This is a genomic window from Marinobacter sp. MBR-105, from assembly GCF_053628895.1.
Genome location: NZ_JBRJHG010000008.1, coordinates 119,897 through 138,105, shown reverse-complemented (window position 1 = coordinate 138,105; position 18,209 = coordinate 119,897). Strand labels below are relative to the sequence as shown.

23 protein-coding genes are annotated in these 18,209 nt (G+C 58.1%); 12 read left to right on the top strand and 11 right to left on the bottom strand.

Annotated elements, in window-relative coordinates:
- Positions 1–226: 226 nt before the first annotated feature.
- The 10 genes from hisC to ACSSVV_RS11215 are packed head-to-tail and all read right to left on the bottom strand — an operon-like array spanning position 227 to position 7,932.
- The gene (gene hisC / locus ACSSVV_RS11260; protein WP_454106245.1) at positions 227–1,288 is read right to left on the bottom strand and encodes a histidinol-phosphate transaminase; all 1,062 of its coding nucleotides are present in this window, start codon (positions 1,286–1,288) and stop codon (positions 227–229) included.
- The gene (gene hisD / locus ACSSVV_RS11255) at positions 1,281–2,585 is read right to left on the bottom strand and encodes a histidinol dehydrogenase (protein WP_022991999.1); all 1,305 of its coding nucleotides are present in this window, start codon (positions 2,583–2,585) and stop codon (positions 1,281–1,283) included. Before hisD ends, hisC begins: the two co-directional genes overlap by 8 nt.
- Positions 2,586–2,611: 26 nt before the next feature.
- Positions 2,612–3,256 carry an ATP phosphoribosyltransferase gene (gene hisG, locus ACSSVV_RS11250; protein WP_011786147.1) on the bottom strand — a complete coding sequence of 215 codons (645 nt, stop codon included), beginning with the start codon at positions 3,254–3,256 and terminating at the stop codon, positions 2,612–2,614.
- Positions 3,257–3,285: 29 nt separating this feature from the next.
- Positions 3,286–4,548, bottom strand: a complete 1,263-nt coding sequence (gene murA, locus ACSSVV_RS11245) for a UDP-N-acetylglucosamine 1-carboxyvinyltransferase (protein ID WP_022992001.1) — start codon at positions 4,546–4,548, stop codon at positions 3,286–3,288.
- 19 nt (positions 4,549–4,567) lie between these two features.
- Complete coding sequence (locus ACSSVV_RS11240) at positions 4,568–4,816, bottom strand: BolA family protein (RefSeq protein ID WP_014422100.1); 249 nt, start codon at positions 4,814–4,816, stop codon at positions 4,568–4,570.
- A gap of 60 nt (positions 4,817–4,876) precedes the next feature.
- The gene (locus ACSSVV_RS11235; RefSeq protein WP_011786150.1) at positions 4,877–5,194 is read right to left on the bottom strand and encodes an STAS domain-containing protein; all 318 of its coding nucleotides are present in this window, start codon (positions 5,192–5,194) and stop codon (positions 4,877–4,879) included.
- Complete coding sequence (locus tag ACSSVV_RS11230) at positions 5,191–5,844, bottom strand: MlaC/ttg2D family ABC transporter substrate-binding protein (RefSeq protein WP_014422102.1); 654 nt, start codon at positions 5,842–5,844, stop codon at positions 5,191–5,193. The genes ACSSVV_RS11235 and ACSSVV_RS11230 overlap by 4 nt, the downstream gene beginning before the upstream one ends.
- A gap of 26 nt (positions 5,845–5,870) precedes the next feature.
- Positions 5,871–6,320: an outer membrane lipid asymmetry maintenance protein MlaD gene (gene mlaD / locus ACSSVV_RS11225; protein WP_022992004.1), complete on the bottom strand. Its 450-nt coding sequence runs from the start codon at positions 6,318–6,320 to the stop codon at positions 5,871–5,873.
- Between the two features lie 20 nt (positions 6,321–6,340).
- The gene (mlaE, locus tag ACSSVV_RS11220; RefSeq protein ID WP_454106244.1) at positions 6,341–7,123 is read right to left on the bottom strand and encodes a lipid asymmetry maintenance ABC transporter permease subunit MlaE; all 783 of its coding nucleotides are present in this window, start codon (positions 7,121–7,123) and stop codon (positions 6,341–6,343) included.
- Positions 7,120–7,932, bottom strand: a complete 813-nt coding sequence (locus tag ACSSVV_RS11215) for an ATP-binding cassette domain-containing protein (RefSeq protein ID WP_011786154.1) — start codon at positions 7,930–7,932, stop codon at positions 7,120–7,122. Before ACSSVV_RS11215 ends, mlaE begins: the two co-directional genes overlap by 4 nt.
- 174 nt (positions 7,933–8,106) lie before the next feature.
- Here ACSSVV_RS11215 and ACSSVV_RS11210 point away from each other — a divergent pair, with 174 nt between their 5' ends.
- The 12 genes from ACSSVV_RS11210 to yjgA all read left to right on the top strand — a co-directional run bounded on the left by ACSSVV_RS11210 (position 8,107) and on the right by yjgA (position 17,383).
- The gene (locus tag ACSSVV_RS11210; RefSeq protein ID WP_023011329.1) at positions 8,107–9,096 is read left to right on the top strand and encodes a KpsF/GutQ family sugar-phosphate isomerase; all 990 of its coding nucleotides are present in this window, start codon (positions 8,107–8,109) and stop codon (positions 9,094–9,096) included.
- The gene (locus ACSSVV_RS11205) at positions 9,096–9,665 is read left to right on the top strand and encodes a KdsC family phosphatase (protein ID WP_222448971.1); all 570 of its coding nucleotides are present in this window, start codon (positions 9,096–9,098) and stop codon (positions 9,663–9,665) included. Before ACSSVV_RS11210 ends, ACSSVV_RS11205 begins: the two co-directional genes overlap by 1 nt.
- On the top strand, positions 9,662–10,261 hold the full coding sequence (lptC, locus tag ACSSVV_RS11200) for an LPS export ABC transporter periplasmic protein LptC (RefSeq protein WP_113880025.1): 600 nt from the start codon (positions 9,662–9,664) through the stop codon (positions 10,259–10,261). Before ACSSVV_RS11205 ends, lptC begins: the two co-directional genes overlap by 4 nt.
- Entirely contained in the window at positions 10,245–10,811 is a 567-nt protein-coding gene (gene lptA, locus ACSSVV_RS11195; protein WP_114434201.1) for a lipopolysaccharide transport periplasmic protein LptA, read from the top strand. The genes lptC and lptA overlap by 17 nt, the downstream gene beginning before the upstream one ends.
- Positions 10,789–11,514 (top strand): LPS export ABC transporter ATP-binding protein, encoded by a 726-nt coding sequence (gene lptB, locus ACSSVV_RS11190; protein WP_113880023.1) that lies wholly within the window; start codon positions 10,789–10,791, stop codon positions 11,512–11,514. Before lptA ends, lptB begins: the two co-directional genes overlap by 23 nt.
- A gap of 188 nt (positions 11,515–11,702) precedes the next feature.
- Positions 11,703–13,232 carry an RNA polymerase factor sigma-54 gene (locus ACSSVV_RS11185; protein ID WP_036149291.1) on the top strand — a complete coding sequence of 510 codons (1,530 nt, stop codon included), beginning with the start codon at positions 11,703–11,705 and terminating at the stop codon, positions 13,230–13,232.
- A 73-nt stretch (positions 13,233–13,305) separates the two neighbouring features.
- A complete protein-coding gene (gene hpf / locus ACSSVV_RS11180) occupies positions 13,306–13,614 on the top strand; it encodes a ribosome hibernation promoting factor (RefSeq protein WP_011786161.1) in 309 nt (102 codons plus the stop codon).
- Positions 13,615–13,702: 88 nt separating this feature from the next.
- The gene (ptsN, locus tag ACSSVV_RS11175; protein WP_022992011.1) at positions 13,703–14,173 is read left to right on the top strand and encodes a PTS IIA-like nitrogen regulatory protein PtsN; all 471 of its coding nucleotides are present in this window, start codon (positions 13,703–13,705) and stop codon (positions 14,171–14,173) included.
- Between the two features lie 54 nt (positions 14,174–14,227).
- The gene (gene rapZ / locus ACSSVV_RS11170; RefSeq protein ID WP_022992012.1) at positions 14,228–15,112 is read left to right on the top strand and encodes an RNase adapter RapZ; all 885 of its coding nucleotides are present in this window, start codon (positions 14,228–14,230) and stop codon (positions 15,110–15,112) included.
- A 6-nt stretch (positions 15,113–15,118) separates the two neighbouring features.
- Entirely contained in the window at positions 15,119–15,388 is a 270-nt protein-coding gene (locus tag ACSSVV_RS11165; protein WP_022992013.1) for an HPr family phosphocarrier protein, read from the top strand.
- 91 nt (positions 15,389–15,479) lie between these two features.
- Positions 15,480–16,841: a magnesium transporter gene (gene mgtE / locus ACSSVV_RS11160; protein ID WP_011786165.1), complete on the top strand. Its 1,362-nt coding sequence runs from the start codon at positions 15,480–15,482 to the stop codon at positions 16,839–16,841.
- Between the two features lie 17 nt (positions 16,842–16,858).
- Positions 16,859–17,383, top strand: a complete 525-nt coding sequence (gene yjgA, locus ACSSVV_RS11155; RefSeq protein ID WP_011786166.1) for a ribosome biogenesis factor YjgA — start codon at positions 16,859–16,861, stop codon at positions 17,381–17,383.
- Here yjgA and ACSSVV_RS11150 read toward each other — a convergent pair whose 3' ends face one another.
- Positions 17,384–18,208: a carbon-nitrogen hydrolase family protein gene (locus ACSSVV_RS11150; protein WP_454106294.1), complete on the bottom strand. Its 825-nt coding sequence runs from the start codon at positions 18,206–18,208 to the stop codon at positions 17,384–17,386.
- Position 18,209 lies beyond the last annotated feature (1 nt).

The following is an 18,209-nucleotide window of genomic DNA, read 5'->3' as shown; positions in this document are numbered from 1 at the left end:
GCTCTATCTGACTCATGATCATCGTAAGCTGGCGTGCACTCAGTTCAGCGGTGACGGGCGGGAGGGGCTTTCCGGAAATTTCGGAGGCCATGGATGGCCGGAGAGAAGCGCACAGGGATGTGCTTGTAGCGGTTTCCGGGAAGCCCCTCCCGCCCGTCACTACCACCGAAGTTCTGCACGCCAGCTGGCTCAATGCTTAGCGAGCCCACCCTTTGGGAGCAAGGCCTTACAGCACACCGAGACCTTTTATCAGAGCATTGTTCTGATCGCTCGTACCAATCGTGATGCGCAGAAAATCGCTGATTCTTGGCTTATTGAAATGCCGGACAATAATGCCCTGCTCCCGAAGCTTCGCCGCAATCGCAGCGCCTTCATGGCCGGGATGGCGGGCAAAAACAAAGTTTGCCTTGGATGGCAACACCTCAAAACCCAGAGTTTCCAACTCCCTGGTCACCCGCTCGCGCTCGCGGATCACGCCACTGCAGGAATCCTCGAACCACTGCTTGTCCTCAAACGCAGCCACGGCACCAGCCAGAGCCAGACGGTCCAGCGGATAGGAATTGAAGCTGTCTTTGACTCGATTGAGAGCCTCGATCAGATCTTCATTACCAACCGCAAAGCCAACTCTCAGGCCAGCCAATGAACGGGCCTTGGATAAGGTCTGGCATACCAGAAGGTTTGGGTATTGATTTACCAAGCGAATCGCCGTCTCGCCACCGAAATCCACATAGGCTTCATCAACCACCACCACGCTATCCGGGTTGGCCTGCAGGATATCCTCTACATGCCCAAGTCCGAGGTAGCGTCCCGTCGGCGCATTCGGGTTCGGGAAGATAATGCCGCCGTTGTCACGCCTGTAGTCGTTCGGATCGATCTCGAAGCTGTCGGTCAATGGAATAACCGCGCTTTCGATCTGGAACAAGCCACAATACACCGGGTAGAAGCTATAGCTGATATCCGGAAACAGGATCGGCTTGTCGTGTTTCAGCAGCCCCTGAAAGATATGCGCCAGCACTTCATCGGAACCGTTGCCAACAAACACCTGTTTGGGGTTGATTCCAAAATCCACGTGATATTCGGCAATGGCATCTTTCAGGGCCTGGCCTTCCGGGTCCGGATACAGACGCAGGCTGTCATTCAGTTCTCTCTGAATGGCTTCGATCACTTTTGGCGATGGGCCGAACGGGTTTTCGTTGGTGTTCAGCTTAACCAGATTGGCCATTTTTGGCTGTTCACCCGGCACGTACGGCTTGAGTTCACTGACCAGGTCACTCCAGTACTTACTCATTGATCCGGTACTCCGCTGAACGTGCGTGTGCTGTCAGACCTTCGCCACGGGCCAGAACCGACGCTACCCGCCCCATACGGTCGGCACCCTGAGCGGTAAAGCCGATAAGGGAAGAGCGCTTCTGGAAATCGTACACGCCCAGAGGTGAACTGAATCGTGCGGTGCCGCTGGTCGGCAAGACGTGATTCGGACCCGCGCAATAGTCACCCAGGGCTTCGGCCGTGTGCCTGCCCATGAAAATCGCGCCGGCGTGGCGGATGTCGTCGAGCATGGCCTGCGGGTCTTCCACTGAAAGCTCCAGGTGCTCCGGCGCAATCCGATTACTCACTTCTGCGGCTTCTTTCAGATCTGCCACCTGAATCAGTGCACCCCGTCCCAGCATGGAGGTGCGGATAATTTCTTCTCGCTCCATGGTCGGCAGCAGCTTGTTGATACTGGCTTCCACGGCATCCAGGAAGTCTACGTCCGGGCTGACGAGAATACTCTGGGCCTGCTCGTCGTGCTCAGCCTGGGAAAACAGGTCCATGGCAATCCAGTCCGGGTCGGTCTTGCCATCACAGATCACCAGGATCTCGGAAGGGCCGGCAATCATGTCGATACCGACAACTCCGAATACTTCGCGCTTCGCGGTGGCCACAAAAATATTCCCCGGACCCACAATCTTGTCCACCGAAGGAACGGTGTCCGTGCCATAGGCCAGCGCAGCCACGGCCTGGGCGCCACCGATAGTAAACACGCGGTCTACCCCGGCAATGGCGGCCGCTGCCAGCACCATGTCATTCACCACACCATCCGGGGTCGGCACCACCATGATAACTTCAGACACACCAGCGACTTTGGCCGGAATCGCATTCATCAGTACCGACGAAGGATAGGCCGCCTTGCCACCCGGCACGTACAGACCGGCGCGATCCAGCGGCGTTACCTTCTGGCCCAGCACGGTTCCGTCTTCGTCCTGGTATTGCCAGGATTGCTGATTCTGGCGTTCGTGGTAGTCACGGATGCGTTCCGCCGCTTTTTCCAGACCCTCACGCTGATCCTGGGGAATTCGGTCCAATGCTGCCTGCAAACGGCTTTTATCCATTTCCAGCTCAGCCATGGAGCCAACGTCCAGGCGATCAAACTTGGCCGTAAACTCCAGCACTGCCGCATCGCCCCGGGTCTTCACCTCGTGCAGGATATGCCGAACCGACTCATTCACCTGATGATCCACACTGTCGTCCCAGGCCAGCAGCTGGGCCAGCGCACTGTCAAAGTCGCTCTGGGTGGTGTTCAGTCTGGTGATTCTGTCGGTCATTTTTCAGATCCTGTCTTGGAGTAACACTACGAATCGCGGCGTCGTTCAACGGCCGCGGACATCTTCTCGATTATGGGGTTTATCTGGCCGTGTTTCATCTTCATGGAGGCCCGGTTAACCACCAGTCGGCTACTGATGTGGTCAATCAGTTCTCTTGGCTCCAGCCCGTTGGCCTTGAGGGTATTGCCGGTATCCACGATATCAACAATCTCATCGGCCAGATTCAGGATCGGTGCCAGCTCCATTGCCCCGTAGAGCTTGATGATATCGGCCTGCCGGCCCTGAGCCGCATAGTAGCGCCGGGCCAGGTTGACGAATTTGGTGGCAACACGAATCCTGCCTGCCGGTGGCTGCTCGCCTTTTTTGCCTGCGGTCATCAACCGGCAACGGGAGATGTTCAGATCAAGCGGTTCGTAGAGGCCGTCGCCACCGTGCTCCATCAGAACATCCTTACCTGTAACGCCCAGATCGGCGCCACCGTATTGAACATATGTGGGCACATCGGTCGCCCGGATGATCAGAATCCGCACGTTCGGGTCGGTGGTGGGAAACACCAGCTTGCGGGACTTTTTCACGTCGTCGACAAGCTCAATGCCCGCTTCCGCCAGCAGCGGCAGGGTTTCTTCCAGAATGCGACCCTTCGACAAGGCGATGGTGATGGAATCTGTCATGTATCCTTCCGGGTTCCCGTTGGTCAAATTCAGGCTGGCAGACGGCGGATGCTGGCGCCCAACAGCTGCAACTTCTCTTCAATGCACTCATAACCACGGTCAATGTGGTAAATGCGGTCAACAATGGTATCGCCGTCTGCCACCAGGCCGGCGATCACAAGGCTAGCCGAGGCCCGCAGGTCGGTCGCCATGACCGGAGCCCCGGTCAGATGTTCGACACCCTTGATGATGGCAGCGTTACCCTCAAGGGTAATGTCTGCGCCCATCCGGATCAGTTCCTGCAAGTGCATGAATCGGTTTTCAAATACGGTTTCGACGATGGTACCTGAACCCTCGGCCACCGCATTCATGGCCGCAAACTGAGCCTGCATATCCGTGGGGAACGCCGGATAAGGCGCGGTCCGCAGGCTGACTGCCTTGGGCCGCTTGCCTTTCATATCCAGTTCAATCCAGTCCGGGCCGGTAGTGATGTGCGCCCCCGCCTCTTCCAGCTTGAGCAGCACCGCTTCCAGAATATCTTCCCGGGTATCTTTTACTTTCACCCGGCCACCGGTCGCAGCCGCCGCCACCAGATAGGTTCCGGTCTCAATCCGGTCAGGCAACACGTTGTAGTGGCATCCGTGCAGGCGCTCCACACCATTGATTTCAATGGTCGCGGTACCGTGGCCTTTGATATCGGCACCCATGGCGATCAGGCACTCAGCCAGATCCACCACTTCCGGCTCACGGGCCGCGTTTTCGAGGATGGTTTTACCCTCGGCGAGCGCAGCTGCCATCATCAGGTTTTCGGTACCCGTTACGGTGACCGTATCCAGGAAAATGTGGGCGCCCTTCAGCCGGCCATTGGTCTTGGCCTTGATGTAGCCATTCTCCACCTTTATGTCGGCACCCATCATTTCCAGACCGTGGATGTGCAGGTTAACCGGTCGGGTACCGATGGCACAGCCACCCGGCAGGGAGACTTCGGCTTCGCCAAAATGTGCCACCAGCGGGCCAAGCACCAGTATGGAGGCACGCATGGTCTTTACCAGCTCGTACGGTGCATGGAAGTGCTTGATGGTGTTGGCGTGTACTTCAACACTCATCTTTTCGTCAATGAGCAGCTCCACCCCCATGCGACCGAGCAGCTCGATCATGGTGGTAATATCGTTCAGGTGCGGCAGGTTGCCGACGGTGACCGGCTCATCCGCCAGCAGTGTCGCCGCCAGAATGGGCAGGGCCGCGTTCTTGGCACCGGAAATGCGAATTTCGCCATCCAGGGGCTTTCGACCCCTGATCAATAGTTTGTCCACGGTAATTATCCTGTTCGGTTCAGGCGCCGGCCTGCTGATCGGCCCACTCGCTCGGGGTAAAGGCTTTCGGGTGAAGGGCGTGAATGGTGCCGTCCATGACATGCTGGAATAGCACCTTGTTGATCATTTGCTGCCGTTTGATGGTGGGCAGTCCCTCAAATACGTCACCCACCACCACTACAAGATAGTGGTTGCCATCAACCTGTACCTGAACCTCGCAACCGGGCAGGGCTTCTTTGACAAGTTCGGTAACCTGGGCGGCGTCCATAAGGATTCCTCGACTAAGTTGAAATCAGGGGCGGAATTGTAACCAATTCCCGGGCGCCGGTCAGCTGTGCTCGGCAAATCCGGGAATCTGATCCTGAAGATTACTGAGTGCGGCCAGAGAACGAAGTCGCTCACTGGCGCCTGTGAAGGAGAGATGGCAATGTCGGCTTAGCGCCAGACGCTGCCAACACAAAAGCATCGAAAGCACCACACTGTGCGCGGTGCCAAGCCCGGACAGATCAACCTCAAGCGTCCCATCGGCCTGCCGTATTTCCTGTTCGCCCTGCTTGCGCAACGCCAGGACCGTGTCGGCATCGACATCGCCGGTTACGCAAAGAGTTTTGCCGTTCCGGACGATGCCCGGCAACCGATCACTCATGAACGATCCACCTGCTCGTCCAGATTCAGGGCCTCAACCGCGTCACCCCAGCCGTCAATGACCGCCTGAACCTGGCCGCGATTCTCTTCCATTTCCTGAGCAAAGCGATCCCGGAAGGCAAGGCCGATGTTGACGCCCTCTACGATGACGTTTTCCATCATCCAGCGGTCGTCACCTGTCCGGTACATTGAGTAAGTGACCGGATAACGGTTGCCGGAGGCACTGATCAACTCCATTTCTACTGAAGCGCGATCCTCATTCTGAGGAAGGATGGTGGCTTCCTTGACGATGATCTCGAAATCTTCCGCAGAAACCAGGGCCTGGGCATAACTGTCAAACAGGCTGCGCTTGAACTTCTCGACAAAAGCATCCCGCTGCTCTGGCGTGGTCTGGCGGGCATATCGACCCATCACCCGGGCAGCAATCCGGCGAAAATCGACAAACTCCTGAAGGGTTTCATCCATGCTGGCATAAAACGCCTCAGGGTCCTTTTCGTACAACCCTTTCTCGGCATTGAGCTTCTGCACCAGCTTCTGGGTATTCTCGTCCACGTAACGCTTCAGATCCTCCTCCGGGCCGGCCCAGACCTGGCCCACCATCAGGGCGACCATGGCAATCATCAACGTCAAACGGTGTTTCAGGACACTCATTAGTTTCTCCTGTGCATTGCTCTGGCTCAGCGGCCGGAGGCAAAGTTACTGATCAGCCGTTCCAGATTCATGGCAGACTGGGTGGAATAGAAGGTATCCCCCGCGTTCAGCGATTCCAGGTCCCCGCCAATCGATATATCAATGTACTGCTCACCCAGCAGTCCGGATGTACGTATTACTGCTGCACTGTCGGCCGGGATGTTATCAACCTCGGCATGGATGGACATGGTTACCCTCGCCTGGAAGGTGTCCCTGTCCAGGGTGATGGACTCAATAGTACCGACAGTGACACCGGCCATGGAAACCTTGCCACGGGGCGTCAGGCCTCCGGTATCGTTGAAATTCGCGTACAGCGTGTAGGTCTGCTCCGCGGATTTCGGCGACAGACCGCTAACCTGCAGTGCCAGAAACATGAGCGCGGCCAGGCCGGCAATCATGAACAGCCCAACAATGATTTCTATGCTTCTCTGTGCCATGAAAGGCTCCCTGAATCCTGTTAAAAATCACCGAACATGACGGCGGTGAGTACGAAATCGAGACCGAGCACCGCCAGCGATGAGTACACCACGGTTTTGGTGGTCGCCGAACTGATACCTGCGGAGGTGGGCACGCAATCATAACCCTGGTAGACCGCAATCCAGGCACACACGAATCCGAACACCACACTCTTGATAAAGCCGTTAAGCACATCGTCCACAAAATCGACGGAGGACTGCATGTTGCCCCAGAAGGAGCCCTCGAACACACCCAGCCATTCCACGCCAACCAGCATGCCACCCCAGATCCCCACGACCGAGAAGATCATGGCAAGTACCGGCATGGCGAGAAAACCAGCCCAGAGTCTTGGAGCAATGACCCGGCGCAATGGATCCACCCCCATCATTTCCATGCTGGAAAGCTGTTCCGTCGCCTTCATCAAGCCGATTTCTGCCGTCAGGGCGGAGCCCGCGCGACCGGCGAACAGCAGGGCCGTAACCACCGGCCCCAACTCTCGCACCAGCGTTAGGGCAATCATCTGGCCAATCGCCGACTCCGAGCCGTAATCACTGAGAATGGTATAGCCCTGAAGCCCCAATACCATCCCGATAAACAATCCGGAGACCACCACAATCGCCAGCGACAACACGCCGACTGCGTAGAGCTGTTTGACCAGCAGGGGAAAACCTGTGGCCGGACGGGGAACACCGGCCAGCACACCAAAGAGAAACTGCCCGGAACGACCAAAGGAGGCAATGATCGCGATCCCGAGCCGCCCCAGGCCGGCAATACGATCCATCATGAAGACCGCCCTCCCACACCAAAATCAGCCGCCGCATCGCCACTCGGGTAATGGAACGGCACCGGGCCATCAGGCTGCCCTTCAAGAAACTGCTGAACCCGCTCAGACGGATGTGCCCGCAGCTCCTCGGGAGTGCCCTCACCGATCACCTTGCCGTCGGCAATAATGCAGGCGTAATGGCAAATACTCAGGGATTCAGGCACGTCGTGCGACACCAGAACGCTGGTTAGCCCCATGGAACTGTTGAGATCCCGGATCAGCTTGACCAGCACGCCCATGGCAATCGGATCCTGCCCGGCAAAGGGCTCGTCATACATGATCAACTCCGGGTCGAGTGCGATACTGCGGGCCAGAGCGACGCGCCGGGTCATGCCACCGGACAACTCTGAGGGCATCAGCTCTCTGGCACCACGCAAGCCCACCGCCTCCAGCTTCATCAGAACAATGTCCCGGATCATATCTTCGGGTAACGACGTGTGCACACGCAGCGGGAAAGCGACATTCTCGTAGACACTGAGATCGGTAAACAGCGCGCCACTCTGGAACAGCATGCCCATTTTTTCGCGCAGCTGGTAAAGCGCCTTGCGCTTTAGCCGGGGCACGTCATGGCCTGCCACACTCACCTGGCCGGAATCCGGGCGAAGCTGACCTCCGATGAGCCTGAGGAGCGTGGTTTTACCGGTACCACTGGGCCCCATGATGGCAGTCACCTTCCCTTTGGGAATATCCAGACTGATTCCATCAAAAATCCGGCGCCCGGAACGGGAAAACACCACATCCCTAAGTGTTATGTACGCAGATGACTCCATAATCCATCCCTTTCAAGGAGCGCCTACATTATGACAAGCTCTCCCAGACCTCAATTAAAGCAACGTAAAATGTCTTGATGGCAATGATCAGAATCCCTGATGCAGGCGAGCCGGGGGCACCAGAAGTGATATACTTCGGCCTCAAATCCCAGATCGAGCAGACAGCCAGCCGACATGACCGAATCAAATACCTTCAACACCCAGGACTTTTGCAACTCGGCCCTACGGGCAATCCGCATCGAGCGCGAAGCCATTGAAGCGCTGGAAAGCCGTATAAACGATGATTTCAGCCGCGCCTGCGAGGTCATCATGGCCTGCAAAGGCCGGGTTGTGGTGACAGGTATGGGCAAATCGGGGCACATCGGCAACAAGATTGCCGCCACGCTCGCCAGCACGGGCACGCCCGCCTTTTTTGTTCATCCCGGCGAAGCCAGCCATGGCGACCTGGGTATGATAACACCCCAGGATGTGGTCATCGCCATTTCCAACAGCGGCAGCACCAGCGAAGTGGTCACCATTCTCCCCCTGATCAAGCGCATGGGCGCGCCATTGATCAGCATGACCGGCAAACCCGATTCGGTACTGGCACAAGAGGCCGTTGCCAACCTGGATGTCAGCGTGGCCATTGAAGCCTGCCCGCTGGGCCTGGCACCCACCTCCAGCACAACCGCCACCCTGGTCATGGGCGATGCCCTGGCCGTGGCGCTGCTTGAAGCCCGGGGATTCAGCGCCGAGGATTTTGCGTTTTCCCACCCTGGCGGCAGCCTCGGACGCCGTTTGCTGCTGCGGGTATCCGACATCATGCATACCGGTGACCAGATTCCTCAGGTTGCCGAGGGCACAACCCTGAGCGGGGCACTGCTGGAAATAACCCGCAAGGGCCTGGGTATGACCACGGTCGTTAATGCCGCCGGCACCCTGACGGGCATCTTCACCGACGGCGACCTGCGCCGGACCCTGGACAAATCCGTGGATGTGCACACTACCCCCATCCAGGACGTGATGACCCGCAACGGCAAAACCATCCGGGCAGACCACCTGGCGGCAGAAGCCTTGAATATCATGGAAGAAATGAAGATCAACGCCTTGCCGGTTACCGACGCAAACGGCACCCTGGTGGGCGCTATTAATATGCACGACCTGCTGCGGGCCGGAGTGATTTGATGACTCAGACAGCGCATCCGTTACAAACCCACTGGGACGCAGCCCTGAAGGCCAAAGCCTCGGACATTCGCCTGATCGCCCTGGACGTGGACGGCATTATGAGCGATGGCCGCCTCTATTTCAGTGCCAGCGGCGATGAACTCAAGGCCTTCAACATTCTTGACGGCCTGGGCCTGAAACAACTGATGCAGGCAGGCATCACCGTGGCGGTGATTACCGGACGGCGCTCGCCCCTCACGGAAAAGCGGATGTCGGATCTGGGCATCCCGCACCTGATGCAGGGTCGCGAAGACAAAAAAATTGCATTACTGGAATTGATCCGGGATATGAACCTTGCGCCGGAGCAGATTGCCTACATGGGCGACGACCTGCCCGACCTGCCCGCGCTGCGTTTTGCCGGCCTTGGCATCACGGTACCCAACGGCTACTGGCTGGTTCAGCAACACGCCGACTACTGTACCCGCAGCCCCGGTGGACAGGGCGCTGTGCGCGAGGCCTGCGATCTCCTGCTCTGGGCGCAAGGGCACCTGGACAACACTCTTGCCCCCTATCTGGACGAGCCAGCATGATCACCGAGCGGCTTTTCGGCGATCGTGGCAAACGGCGGATTACAGCGCTGGCCCTTGCCGCCACCGTAACAGCAACCGTTTTTCTGCTGTGGCAAAGTGACGAGCCTGTCAGTTCGCGGAATGCCGCCAGCGAACTACGGGGGCCCGCAGAGCCCGACGGCTTTGTGATCGGCGGCCAATACCGCGCCTGGGATGAGCAAGGGAACCTCCAGATTGATCTCACAAGCCCCAGAATTGAGCAGTTTGAAGCAACCGGCACGGCTCATCTGGATACGCCGAGAGCCCGGCTTTTCAGTGAGGGCAGCCCCGACCCTTGGCTCATTGAGTCCAATGAAGGTAGCCTTCAGCAGAACAATGAAAAGCTGGAACTTACGGGGAACGTCCAATTGACCCGACAGTCCGAAGGCCGCGAAGCCGTTCTGGAGACCGAGGCACTGACCCTGGACAACAGCAACGGCACCGTCTACACCGACCAGCCGGTGACCATCACCGAGCCTTTCGGCGTCACCCGCTCCACCGGCATGAAAGCCTGGATCAACGAACGCATTCTCGAACTCAACTCCCGGGTAGAGGGACAATATGAAACCGTCAGGTAAACGATCTTTCTGCCGGCCAGCGATTCTGGCCATGGCATTGCTGGCCGGCCCGGCATCGGCATTCAACCTGGATTCCGATATCCCCATAAAGGTCAGTGCAGATTCGGCCCGCCTGGATGAAAGCGCCGGAACGGCCGTTTACACCGGCGCTGTCGAACTGATTCAGGGCGAAACCCGGCTGGACGCGGATCGGGTGGTACTTTACCGCAACCAACAGGGTGTCAGCCGGATTGAAGCCGCCGGCAACCCCGCCCATTACCGGCAACCCGGCCAGGAAGGCGAAGGCACGACCGATGCCAAGGCCCTGAACATCACCTGGTCTGGCGATGAAAACCTGGTTATTTTTGAACGCCAGGCCGTTATTGAACAAGACGGCAACGTATTCCGGGGCGACGTCATTCACTACGACACCGTTCGCCGCGTTGTTACTGCGGAAGGCGGCACGCCATCCGACGGCGGCTCCGGCCGGGTGGAAATGGTGATTCAGCCTCGTAATTCAGCTCAATCCAGTGACGGGAAAGGTTCGGATGGCAGTTCTCAGGGCCAGTAATCTGGCAAAAAGCTACAAGCAGAAAAAAGTGGTGCTGGATGTTTCTCTGGAAATTCGCTCCGGCGAGATTGTCGGCCTGCTCGGCCCCAACGGCGCCGGCAAGACCACCTGCTTCTACATGATCGTGGGCCTGGTGCCTGCGGATCACGGCCGGATCACCATCGACGCCAAGGACATCACCCCGCTGCCAATGCATGGGCGCGCCCGCAAGGGCATCGGTTACCTGCCCCAGGAAGCCTCCGTGTTTCGCAAACTGACCGTGCGGGACAACATCATGGCCATCCTCGAAACCCGCAAAGGCATGAGTCGGGCGGAACGGGAGGCCAAGCTGGAAGAGTTGCTGGAAGAGTTTCATATTACTCACATCCGAGACAGCGTGGGTATGGCGCTATCCGGAGGCGAACGCCGCAGGGTTGAAATCGCCCGGGCGCTGGCCATGGAGCCCGCGTTTATCCTGTTGGACGAACCCTTCGCGGGCGTAGACCCTATCTCCGTCAGTGACATCAAGCACATTATCCGGCACCTGCGGGATAAAGGTATTGGCGTGTTGATTACCGACCACAACGTTCGGGAAACCCTCGACATCTGCGAGAATGCCTACATCGTTTCCGGCGGCCACATCATCGCCTCCGGCAATGCCGAAGCCATTCTGGCAAACCAGCAAGTGAAAGAAGTGTATCTGGGTGATGAGTTCCGGCTCTGACCTGATAAAACAGGGTTTATCCGAGGTCTGATTGTTTTGATGATCTGTAGCAAGTAAACTCGGCAAAAAACTTGCTTATACTGTTCACAGACAATGGCAAGTAACCAGCGTACAACATTTTTTTCGGCCTGTGCGCCGGCAAAGCAACAACCGGGATGCCCATGAGTTATGGATCTTGAGCCATGGTTATGAAAGCCTCATTACAGCTTAAGCTGGGCCAGAGTCTGACCATGACGCCCCAGCTGCAGCAGGCCATACGCCTGCTACAGCTTTCTACCCTCGATCTCCAGCAGGAAATCCAGCAGGCGCTGGAATCCAACCCAATGCTGGAAACCTCAGAGGACGATGAGCACCCTGAAGGCGACGAGCGCGAAGAGCACGAGCACAGTGAAGCTTCCAGCTCTGAGGCCAACCAGGACGACAGCCACCAGGACGCGAGCCCGGACTGGGACGAAACCGAGAACGGCCCTGACTGGTCGTCCGAGAACGATATTCCGGACAACATTCCCGATGATCTGCCAGTGGATACCGCCTGGGACGACATCTACCAGTCTGCCCCGGCTCCGGCCAGCAAAGGCGAAGACGAGCACGAATCGGATTTCGAAACCCGGAACTCGCCTACCGAAACCCTGCAGGATCACCTTGAGTGGCAGCTGAACCTGACACCTCTGAGCGAGCGGGATCAGGCCATTGCCCACGCGCTGCTGGATGCTGTGGATGAGCGCGGCTACCTGACGTCTGACATTGAGGACATTCACGCAGGCCTGCTGGACGAAACCGAAGAAGACCCGTTGGAACTGGACGAAGTGGAAGCGGTACTCCACCGCCTGCAACACTTCGACCCGCCCGGCGTGTTCGCTCGGGATCTCCAGGAATGCCTGCTGATTCAGCTCAACCAGCTGCCACCGGATACCCCCTGGCTGCGCCAGGCGAGACTGGTGGTTACCCAGTTCCTGCACCTGCTTGGCAACCGGGACTACGCGCAACTGTTACGCCGCAGCCGGCTCAAGGAAGACCAGCTGAAACAGGTACTGGCCCTGATCACCAGCCTGAACCCTCGCCCTGGCGATGTCGTGGACCGGGCCGAACCGGATTACGTTATCCCGGACGTTATCGTACGCAAACACGAAGGCCGCTGGCGGGTTGAACTCAACCCGGAAATCGCTCCGCGTATCCGGGTGAATGCCAGCTACGCGTCACTGATCCGCCGGGCTGACAGCAGTGCCGATAACACCTACCTGCGCGACCAGCTGCAAGAAGCGAAATGGTTTATCAAGAGCCTGCAAAGCCGGAATGAAACCCTGCTGAAAGTGGCCACCCGCATCGTTGAACACCAGCAAGGGTTCCTGGATCAGGGCGAAGAAGCCATGAAGCCTCTGATCCTGTCTGACATTGCCCAGGCGGTGGAAATGCACGAGTCCACGATTTCCCGGGTTACCACCCAGAAGTACATGCACACGCCCCGCGGTATTTTTGAGCTGAAGTACTTTTTCTCCAGCCACGTCAGCACCGCCGAGGGCGGCGAATGCTCGTCTACAGCCATCCGGGCGATGATCAAGAAGCTGATTGCCGAGGAAACCCCGAAAAAGCCATTGAGCGATAGCAAAATTGCAGCCATGCTAGGGGAACAGGGAATCAACGTGGCGCGGCGTACCGTGGCCAAATACCGGGAGGCCATGCATATTCCTCCCTCGAACGAACGAAAACGCCTGGTTTAAACTTTCGCCGGTGCAAGATGCACTGGCACGCAATCCGGCAAGCACGCCGGCAGTATGACAACAGGAGACGCCTATGCAACTCAACATTTCAGGCCATCACGTAGAACTGACTCCCGCTCTGAAGGATTACGTCAACACCAAGTTCGAGAAGCTGGAGCGTCACTTCGACCACATCAGTAACTGCCAGGTCACCCTGGAGGTCGAGAAGGTGCGCCAGATGGCGGAAGCCACGCTGCACGTGATTGGTGGTGAGATTCACGCAAAGGCAGAAAATGAGGACATGTACGCCGCAATCGACGCTCTGGTCGACAAGCTGGACCGTCAGATCCTCAAGCACAAGGAAAAGAACGTAGACCGGATGCACGGTAACGGCGGTCGCTGAAGCGCGAACCTTACCGGGTGTTTCATGAAACGAGCTGCGGCGGGGCTAACCGGCCGCAGCCTTTTTTTTACGGACATGCAGTCGATCCATGAGCGAGCCATCCCTGACCATCGACAATATTCTTGCCCCTGAACTGACCCTCTGTAAGGTGCCGGCCTCAAGCAAGAAACGTGTGCTGGAGTTCATCGCTGAACGGATTCACTTTCAGGATGAAATCCTCAGCGACACCCAGATCTTCAACAATCTGGTCTCCCGCGAACGGCTGGGCAGCACCGGTATCGGTGAGGGTATTGCCATCCCCCACTGCCGACTGGAAGGCCTGGACCGCGTCATCGGCGTGCTGATGACTCTGGAGGAACCGGTAGACTTTGATGCTATCGATAACCAGCCGGTAGATCTGGTGTTTGCACTGATCGTCCCCAAAGAAGCCACCAGTGAACACCTGGAGTTACTGAGCCAACTGGCGGAGCGCTTCAATGACAGCACTTTCTGCGCCCGGCTGCGCCAGAGTGAAGATCCCGCGACCCTTTACCAGCGTATGGCGGAGAGTAATCACTGAGATCAGCCTGATATCTGGACAGGCTGCCAGGCAGATTGAAGGAGAAACAGTCCCATGAAGCTGATTATCGTCAGTGGCCGATCCGGTTCCGGCAAGAGTACGGCCCTGCATGTGCTGGAAGACCTGGGATTCTACTGCATCGACAACCTGCCCATTGGCTTGCTGTTCCCGCTGACCCGAGAGGCGGCCACTCAGGAAGCGCCCGGCCGGCTGAAAAAAATGGCCGTCAGTATTGATGCCCGTAACCTGTCCGCCGAGCTGGCCAATTTTGAAACCATTTACCAGCAACTGAAGCAGACCGGTGTCGAGGTTGAAATCATTTTCCTGGATGCCGACGAACAGTCACTGCTGCAACGCTTTCACGCAACCCGCCGCAAGCATCCACTGAGCGATGACAAGACGTCTCTGCGGGAGGCAATCACCAACGAAAAGCAATTGCTGGAACCCCTGTCAAAGCTGGCCGATCTTTACGTCAACACGACCGGGCTCTCCATGTACGAGCTACGCGACATGATCAAGCAGCGCGTGGCCGGCCGCAAGGATCAGGAACTGGCACTGCTGTTCCAGTCCTTTGGCTTCAAGCACGGCGTGCCGGTGGATTCAGACTATGTCTTCGACGTACGCTGCCTGCCCAATCCATACTGGGACACCAGCCTGCGCAAACACACCGGCGTTGATCAGCCGGTCATCGAATTTCTGGAACGGGAACCGCTGACCCGTCAGATGGTGAATGACGTCACGGGCTTCCTGAATACCTGGCTGCCCTCGTTTGCCGACAGCAATCGTAGTTACATGACCATTTCCATCGGTTGCACCGGTGGCCAGCACCGCTCCGTTTATGTGTGTGAGCAGCTCGGGCGCTATTTCCGCGATCATTACCGTAATGTGCAGGTGCGCCACACCGAACTGCCACACCTTCAAGCCCGGGGAGAAATCTGAGCGCCTATGATTTGCCGCCCCATCACCATCATCAACAAACTCGGTCTGCATGCACGGGCTACAGCAAAGCTTGTGGCCACCGCTTCGAACTTTGACAGCAAGGTACGAATCCGGGGCAAAGGCCGGGACGTAGACGCCAAGAACATCATGCAGGTGATGATGCTGGCTGCCAGCCAGGGCACCGAAGTGGAACTGGTTGCCGATGGCCCGGACGAACAGGATGCCATCGACGCATTGACTGCCCTGATTGACGATTATTTTGGTGAAGGGGAATAACCTCCGGTTTCGTCATTCACCTACAATCCTTTCTCACGTGTGCCACCTAACTCCGCTATAATGCAAAGGTTTTCTGATCGCAGGTGGTTCAATGACCGACATTCTGGAAAAAAGCCAGGCCCGCCAACGCCTTCGCTCACTCAGTGAAGCGCTGGACAGTGGTGCCCTCAAGCAGGTGGCCCGCATTCTGAATGGCGGTCTGAGCCCCAGCGATATTGCTCACCTTCTGGAATCCTCGCCACCACGCCAACGGGCCCTGCTCTGGAACCTGGTCGACAAGCAGCTGGAAGGGGAAGTCCTCCAGTATCTTGGCGACGATATTCGTAGCTACTTCCTGAGCCAGCTGAACGCGCAGGAGCTGGCGGACATTCTGGAAGATTTCGAGTCGGATGACCTGGCCGACTTGCTTCAGCAATTGCCGGACACGGTGATCCAGGAAGTCCTGGACACCATGGACGAGCAAGACCGTCAGCGGGTCGAGGAAGTCCTCGCTTACCCGGAGGACACTGCTGGCGGCCTGATGAACACCGACACCATCACGGTTCGGCCGGACATCAGCATCGACGTTGTGTTGCGCTACCTGCGCCGTCACCGCAGCCTGCCCCCGATGACCGACAGCCTGATTGTGGTCAGCCGTCGGGACGAGTTTATCGGCATGCTGCCCATTACCCGGATGCTGGTATCCAATCCCGCGGCTACCGTTCGGGAAGTGATGGACACGGACATTGAACCCATTCCCGTGTCCCTGTCCGACACCAAGGTCGCCACTCTGTTCGAACGCTACGACCTGATTTCTGCCCCTGTGGTGGATGAGACCAACAAGCTGCTGGGCCGGATCACCATCGATGACGTGGTCGACGTTATCCGTGAGGACGCAGACCATTCCCTGATGAGTATGGCTGGTCTGGATGAAGACGAGGACACCTTTGCCCCGGTGATGAAGACCACCCGCCGGCGCGCGGTCTGGCTGGGCATCAATCTGATCACGGCCTTTACCGCATCGGCCGTGATTGGACTGTTTGAAGACACTATTGCCAAAGTCGTTGCACTGGCCGTACTGATGCCAATTGTGGCCAGCATGGGCGGCATTGCCGGTAGCCAGACTCTGACCCTGGTGATCCGGGGTATGGCCGTTGGCCAGATCAGCGGTGCCAACGTGGGCTGGCTGCTGAACCGTGAGTTTCTGTCCGGGGTACTGAACGGCCTGCTGTGGGCGGTGGTGGTTGCCACCGCCGCGGTGGTCTGGTTCCAGGACTGGCTGATTGGTGCCATCATCGCGGCGGCACTGGTGATTAACCTGGTGGCGGCGGCGCTGGTGGGCACCGTCTTGCCGCTGTTCCTGAAATCCCGGAACATTGACCCGGCCCTGGCCGGCAGTGTGATACTCACCACCGTAACCGACGTTGTCGGCTTCATGGCCTTCCTGGGACTGGCCACCATTTTCTATGCCTGAGCAACCTGTGACCTACCATGACTGACCAATTTGACGACGAATTCCAGGACGACCTTGGCCCCAGCAAATCGCAGCTGAAGCGCGAAATGCACGCGCTTCAGGATCTGGGCAAACGCATGCTGGACCTGAACGACGAACAGCTGGCCACCCTGAGCATCAGCGAGACCCTGAAAGCGGCGATCATTGAATCACGCCGGATTCCCCAGCGTGAGGCCCGCCGGCGACACTTGCAGTACATTGGTAAGGTGTTGCGCCAGGAGGACGACCCCGAAGCTATTGGCCGTGCCATCGACGCCTTCCACGCTGGCAGCGAAGAGCATACCCGCCGACACCATCTCGCCGAGCGCTGGCGCGACCGGATGATTTCCGAAGGTGACAAGGTGGTAGGAGAGTTTATTGATTACTGCCCTTCAGCGGATGTACAGCACCTGCGCAATCTGGTGCGCAATGCCCGCAAGGAAGTCGAAAAAGGCAAGAATACCGGTCAGGCCCGGAAGCTGTTCCGGGCTCTGCGGGAATGGATCGACGACGCCGAGCAGTAATCAGAGCCGCCGGTGCTCCCAAACGGGCATACGGCTTCGCAACTGATGCAGCTGCTCCAGGTCCAGATCGGCGCAAGCCATGCCTGGGCCTTCATCGAACTCACTGACGACCTTACCCCAGGGATCGCAGATCAGGCTGTGGCCATAGGTTCTTCGCCGGCTACTGTTCTGCCCCCCTTGCCCCGGCGCCACCACCCAAACCTGGTTTTCAATGGCGCGGGCGCGTATCAGGGCGTGCCAATGGGCATTGCCCGTCTGCCAGGTAAAGGCGCTGGGCAGGCAGACCCATTCGGCGCCCTGCTCTCTCAAGGCCCGGAACAGTTCTGGAAAGCGAAGGTCGTAACAGATCGCCAACCCCAGTCGTCCGGCCGGCGTATCCACCGTAATCGCCTGATCACCGGGCTCAAAGGTATCCGATTCCCGATACTGGCCGTGGGCGTCTTCAACCATGGCGTCAAACAGGTGAATCTTGTCGTAGCGGGCCACTTCTTCGCCATGATCGTTGTACACCAGACAGGTGGCGCGTACCCGGTCTGTTATCTCTGAACCATCTCGCCGACTGGCCAACGGCAGGGAGCCGCCGACAATCCAGAGCCCCAATGACCGGGCCTGCTCGGCCAGAAAGCGACGGATAACAGGCTCGCTACCCGCCTCCCGGCGGCCGCACTCCAGCATCTGCGCGGTCGCCAGAACGGCGAAGTTCTCGGGCAACACCGCCACCTTCGCCCCTGCGCCTGCCGCTTCAGCCAGCAGTCTTCGGGCCTCTTCAAGGTTGGCATCGATGTCATGGGTACTGACCATTTGTATTGCCGCGACCTGAACCATC

Coding starts and splice junctions, on each gene's coding strand:
- hisG (WP_011786147.1), bottom strand. CDS start 3,256: ATGACAGATTCCATCACCATCGCCTTGTCGAAGGGTCGCATTCTGGAA.
- ACSSVV_RS11165 (WP_022992013.1), top strand. CDS start 15,119: ATGATTTGCCGCCCCATCACCATCATCAACAAACTCGGTCTGCATGCA.
- ptsN (WP_022992011.1), top strand. CDS start 13,703: ATGAGCGAGCCATCCCTGACCATCGACAATATTCTTGCCCCTGAACTG.
- ACSSVV_RS11210 (WP_023011329.1), top strand. CDS start 8,107: ATGACCGAATCAAATACCTTCAACACCCAGGACTTTTGCAACTCGGCC.
- hpf (WP_011786161.1), top strand. CDS start 13,306: ATGCAACTCAACATTTCAGGCCATCACGTAGAACTGACTCCCGCTCTG.
- mlaE (WP_454106244.1), bottom strand. CDS start 7,123: ATGATGGATCGTATTGCCGGCCTGGGGCGGCTCGGGATCGCGATCATT.
- lptA (WP_114434201.1), top strand. CDS start 10,245: ATGAAACCGTCAGGTAAACGATCTTTCTGCCGGCCAGCGATTCTGGCC.
- ACSSVV_RS11240 (WP_014422100.1), bottom strand. CDS start 4,816: ATGGACGCCGCCCAGGTTACCGAACTTGTCAAAGAAGCCCTGCCCGGT.
- ACSSVV_RS11150 (WP_454106294.1), bottom strand. CDS start 18,208: ATGGTTCAGGTCGCGGCAATACAAATGGTCAGTACCCATGACATCGAT.
- mgtE (WP_011786165.1), top strand. CDS start 15,480: ATGACCGACATTCTGGAAAAAAGCCAGGCCCGCCAACGCCTTCGCTCA.
- ACSSVV_RS11215 (WP_011786154.1), bottom strand. CDS start 7,932: ATGGAGTCATCTGCGTACATAACACTTAGGGATGTGGTGTTTTCCCGT.
- mlaD (WP_022992004.1), bottom strand. CDS start 6,320: ATGGCACAGAGAAGCATAGAAATCATTGTTGGGCTGTTCATGATTGCC.
- ACSSVV_RS11185 (WP_036149291.1), top strand. CDS start 11,703: ATGAAAGCCTCATTACAGCTTAAGCTGGGCCAGAGTCTGACCATGACG.
- rapZ (WP_022992012.1), top strand. CDS start 14,228: ATGAAGCTGATTATCGTCAGTGGCCGATCCGGTTCCGGCAAGAGTACG.
- lptC (WP_113880025.1), top strand. CDS start 9,662: ATGATCACCGAGCGGCTTTTCGGCGATCGTGGCAAACGGCGGATTACA.
- ACSSVV_RS11205 (WP_222448971.1), top strand. CDS start 9,096: ATGACTCAGACAGCGCATCCGTTACAAACCCACTGGGACGCAGCCCTG.
- hisC (WP_454106245.1), bottom strand. CDS start 1,288: ATGAGTAAGTACTGGAGTGACCTGGTCAGTGAACTCAAGCCGTACGTG.
- yjgA (WP_011786166.1), top strand. CDS start 16,859: ATGACTGACCAATTTGACGACGAATTCCAGGACGACCTTGGCCCCAGC.
- ACSSVV_RS11230 (WP_014422102.1), bottom strand. CDS start 5,844: ATGAGTGTCCTGAAACACCGTTTGACGTTGATGATTGCCATGGTCGCC.
- lptB (WP_113880023.1), top strand. CDS start 10,789: ATGGCAGTTCTCAGGGCCAGTAATCTGGCAAAAAGCTACAAGCAGAAA.
- hisD (WP_022991999.1), bottom strand. CDS start 2,585: ATGACCGACAGAATCACCAGACTGAACACCACCCAGAGCGACTTTGAC.
- ACSSVV_RS11235 (WP_011786150.1), bottom strand. CDS start 5,194: ATGAGTGATCGGTTGCCGGGCATCGTCCGGAACGGCAAAACTCTTTGC.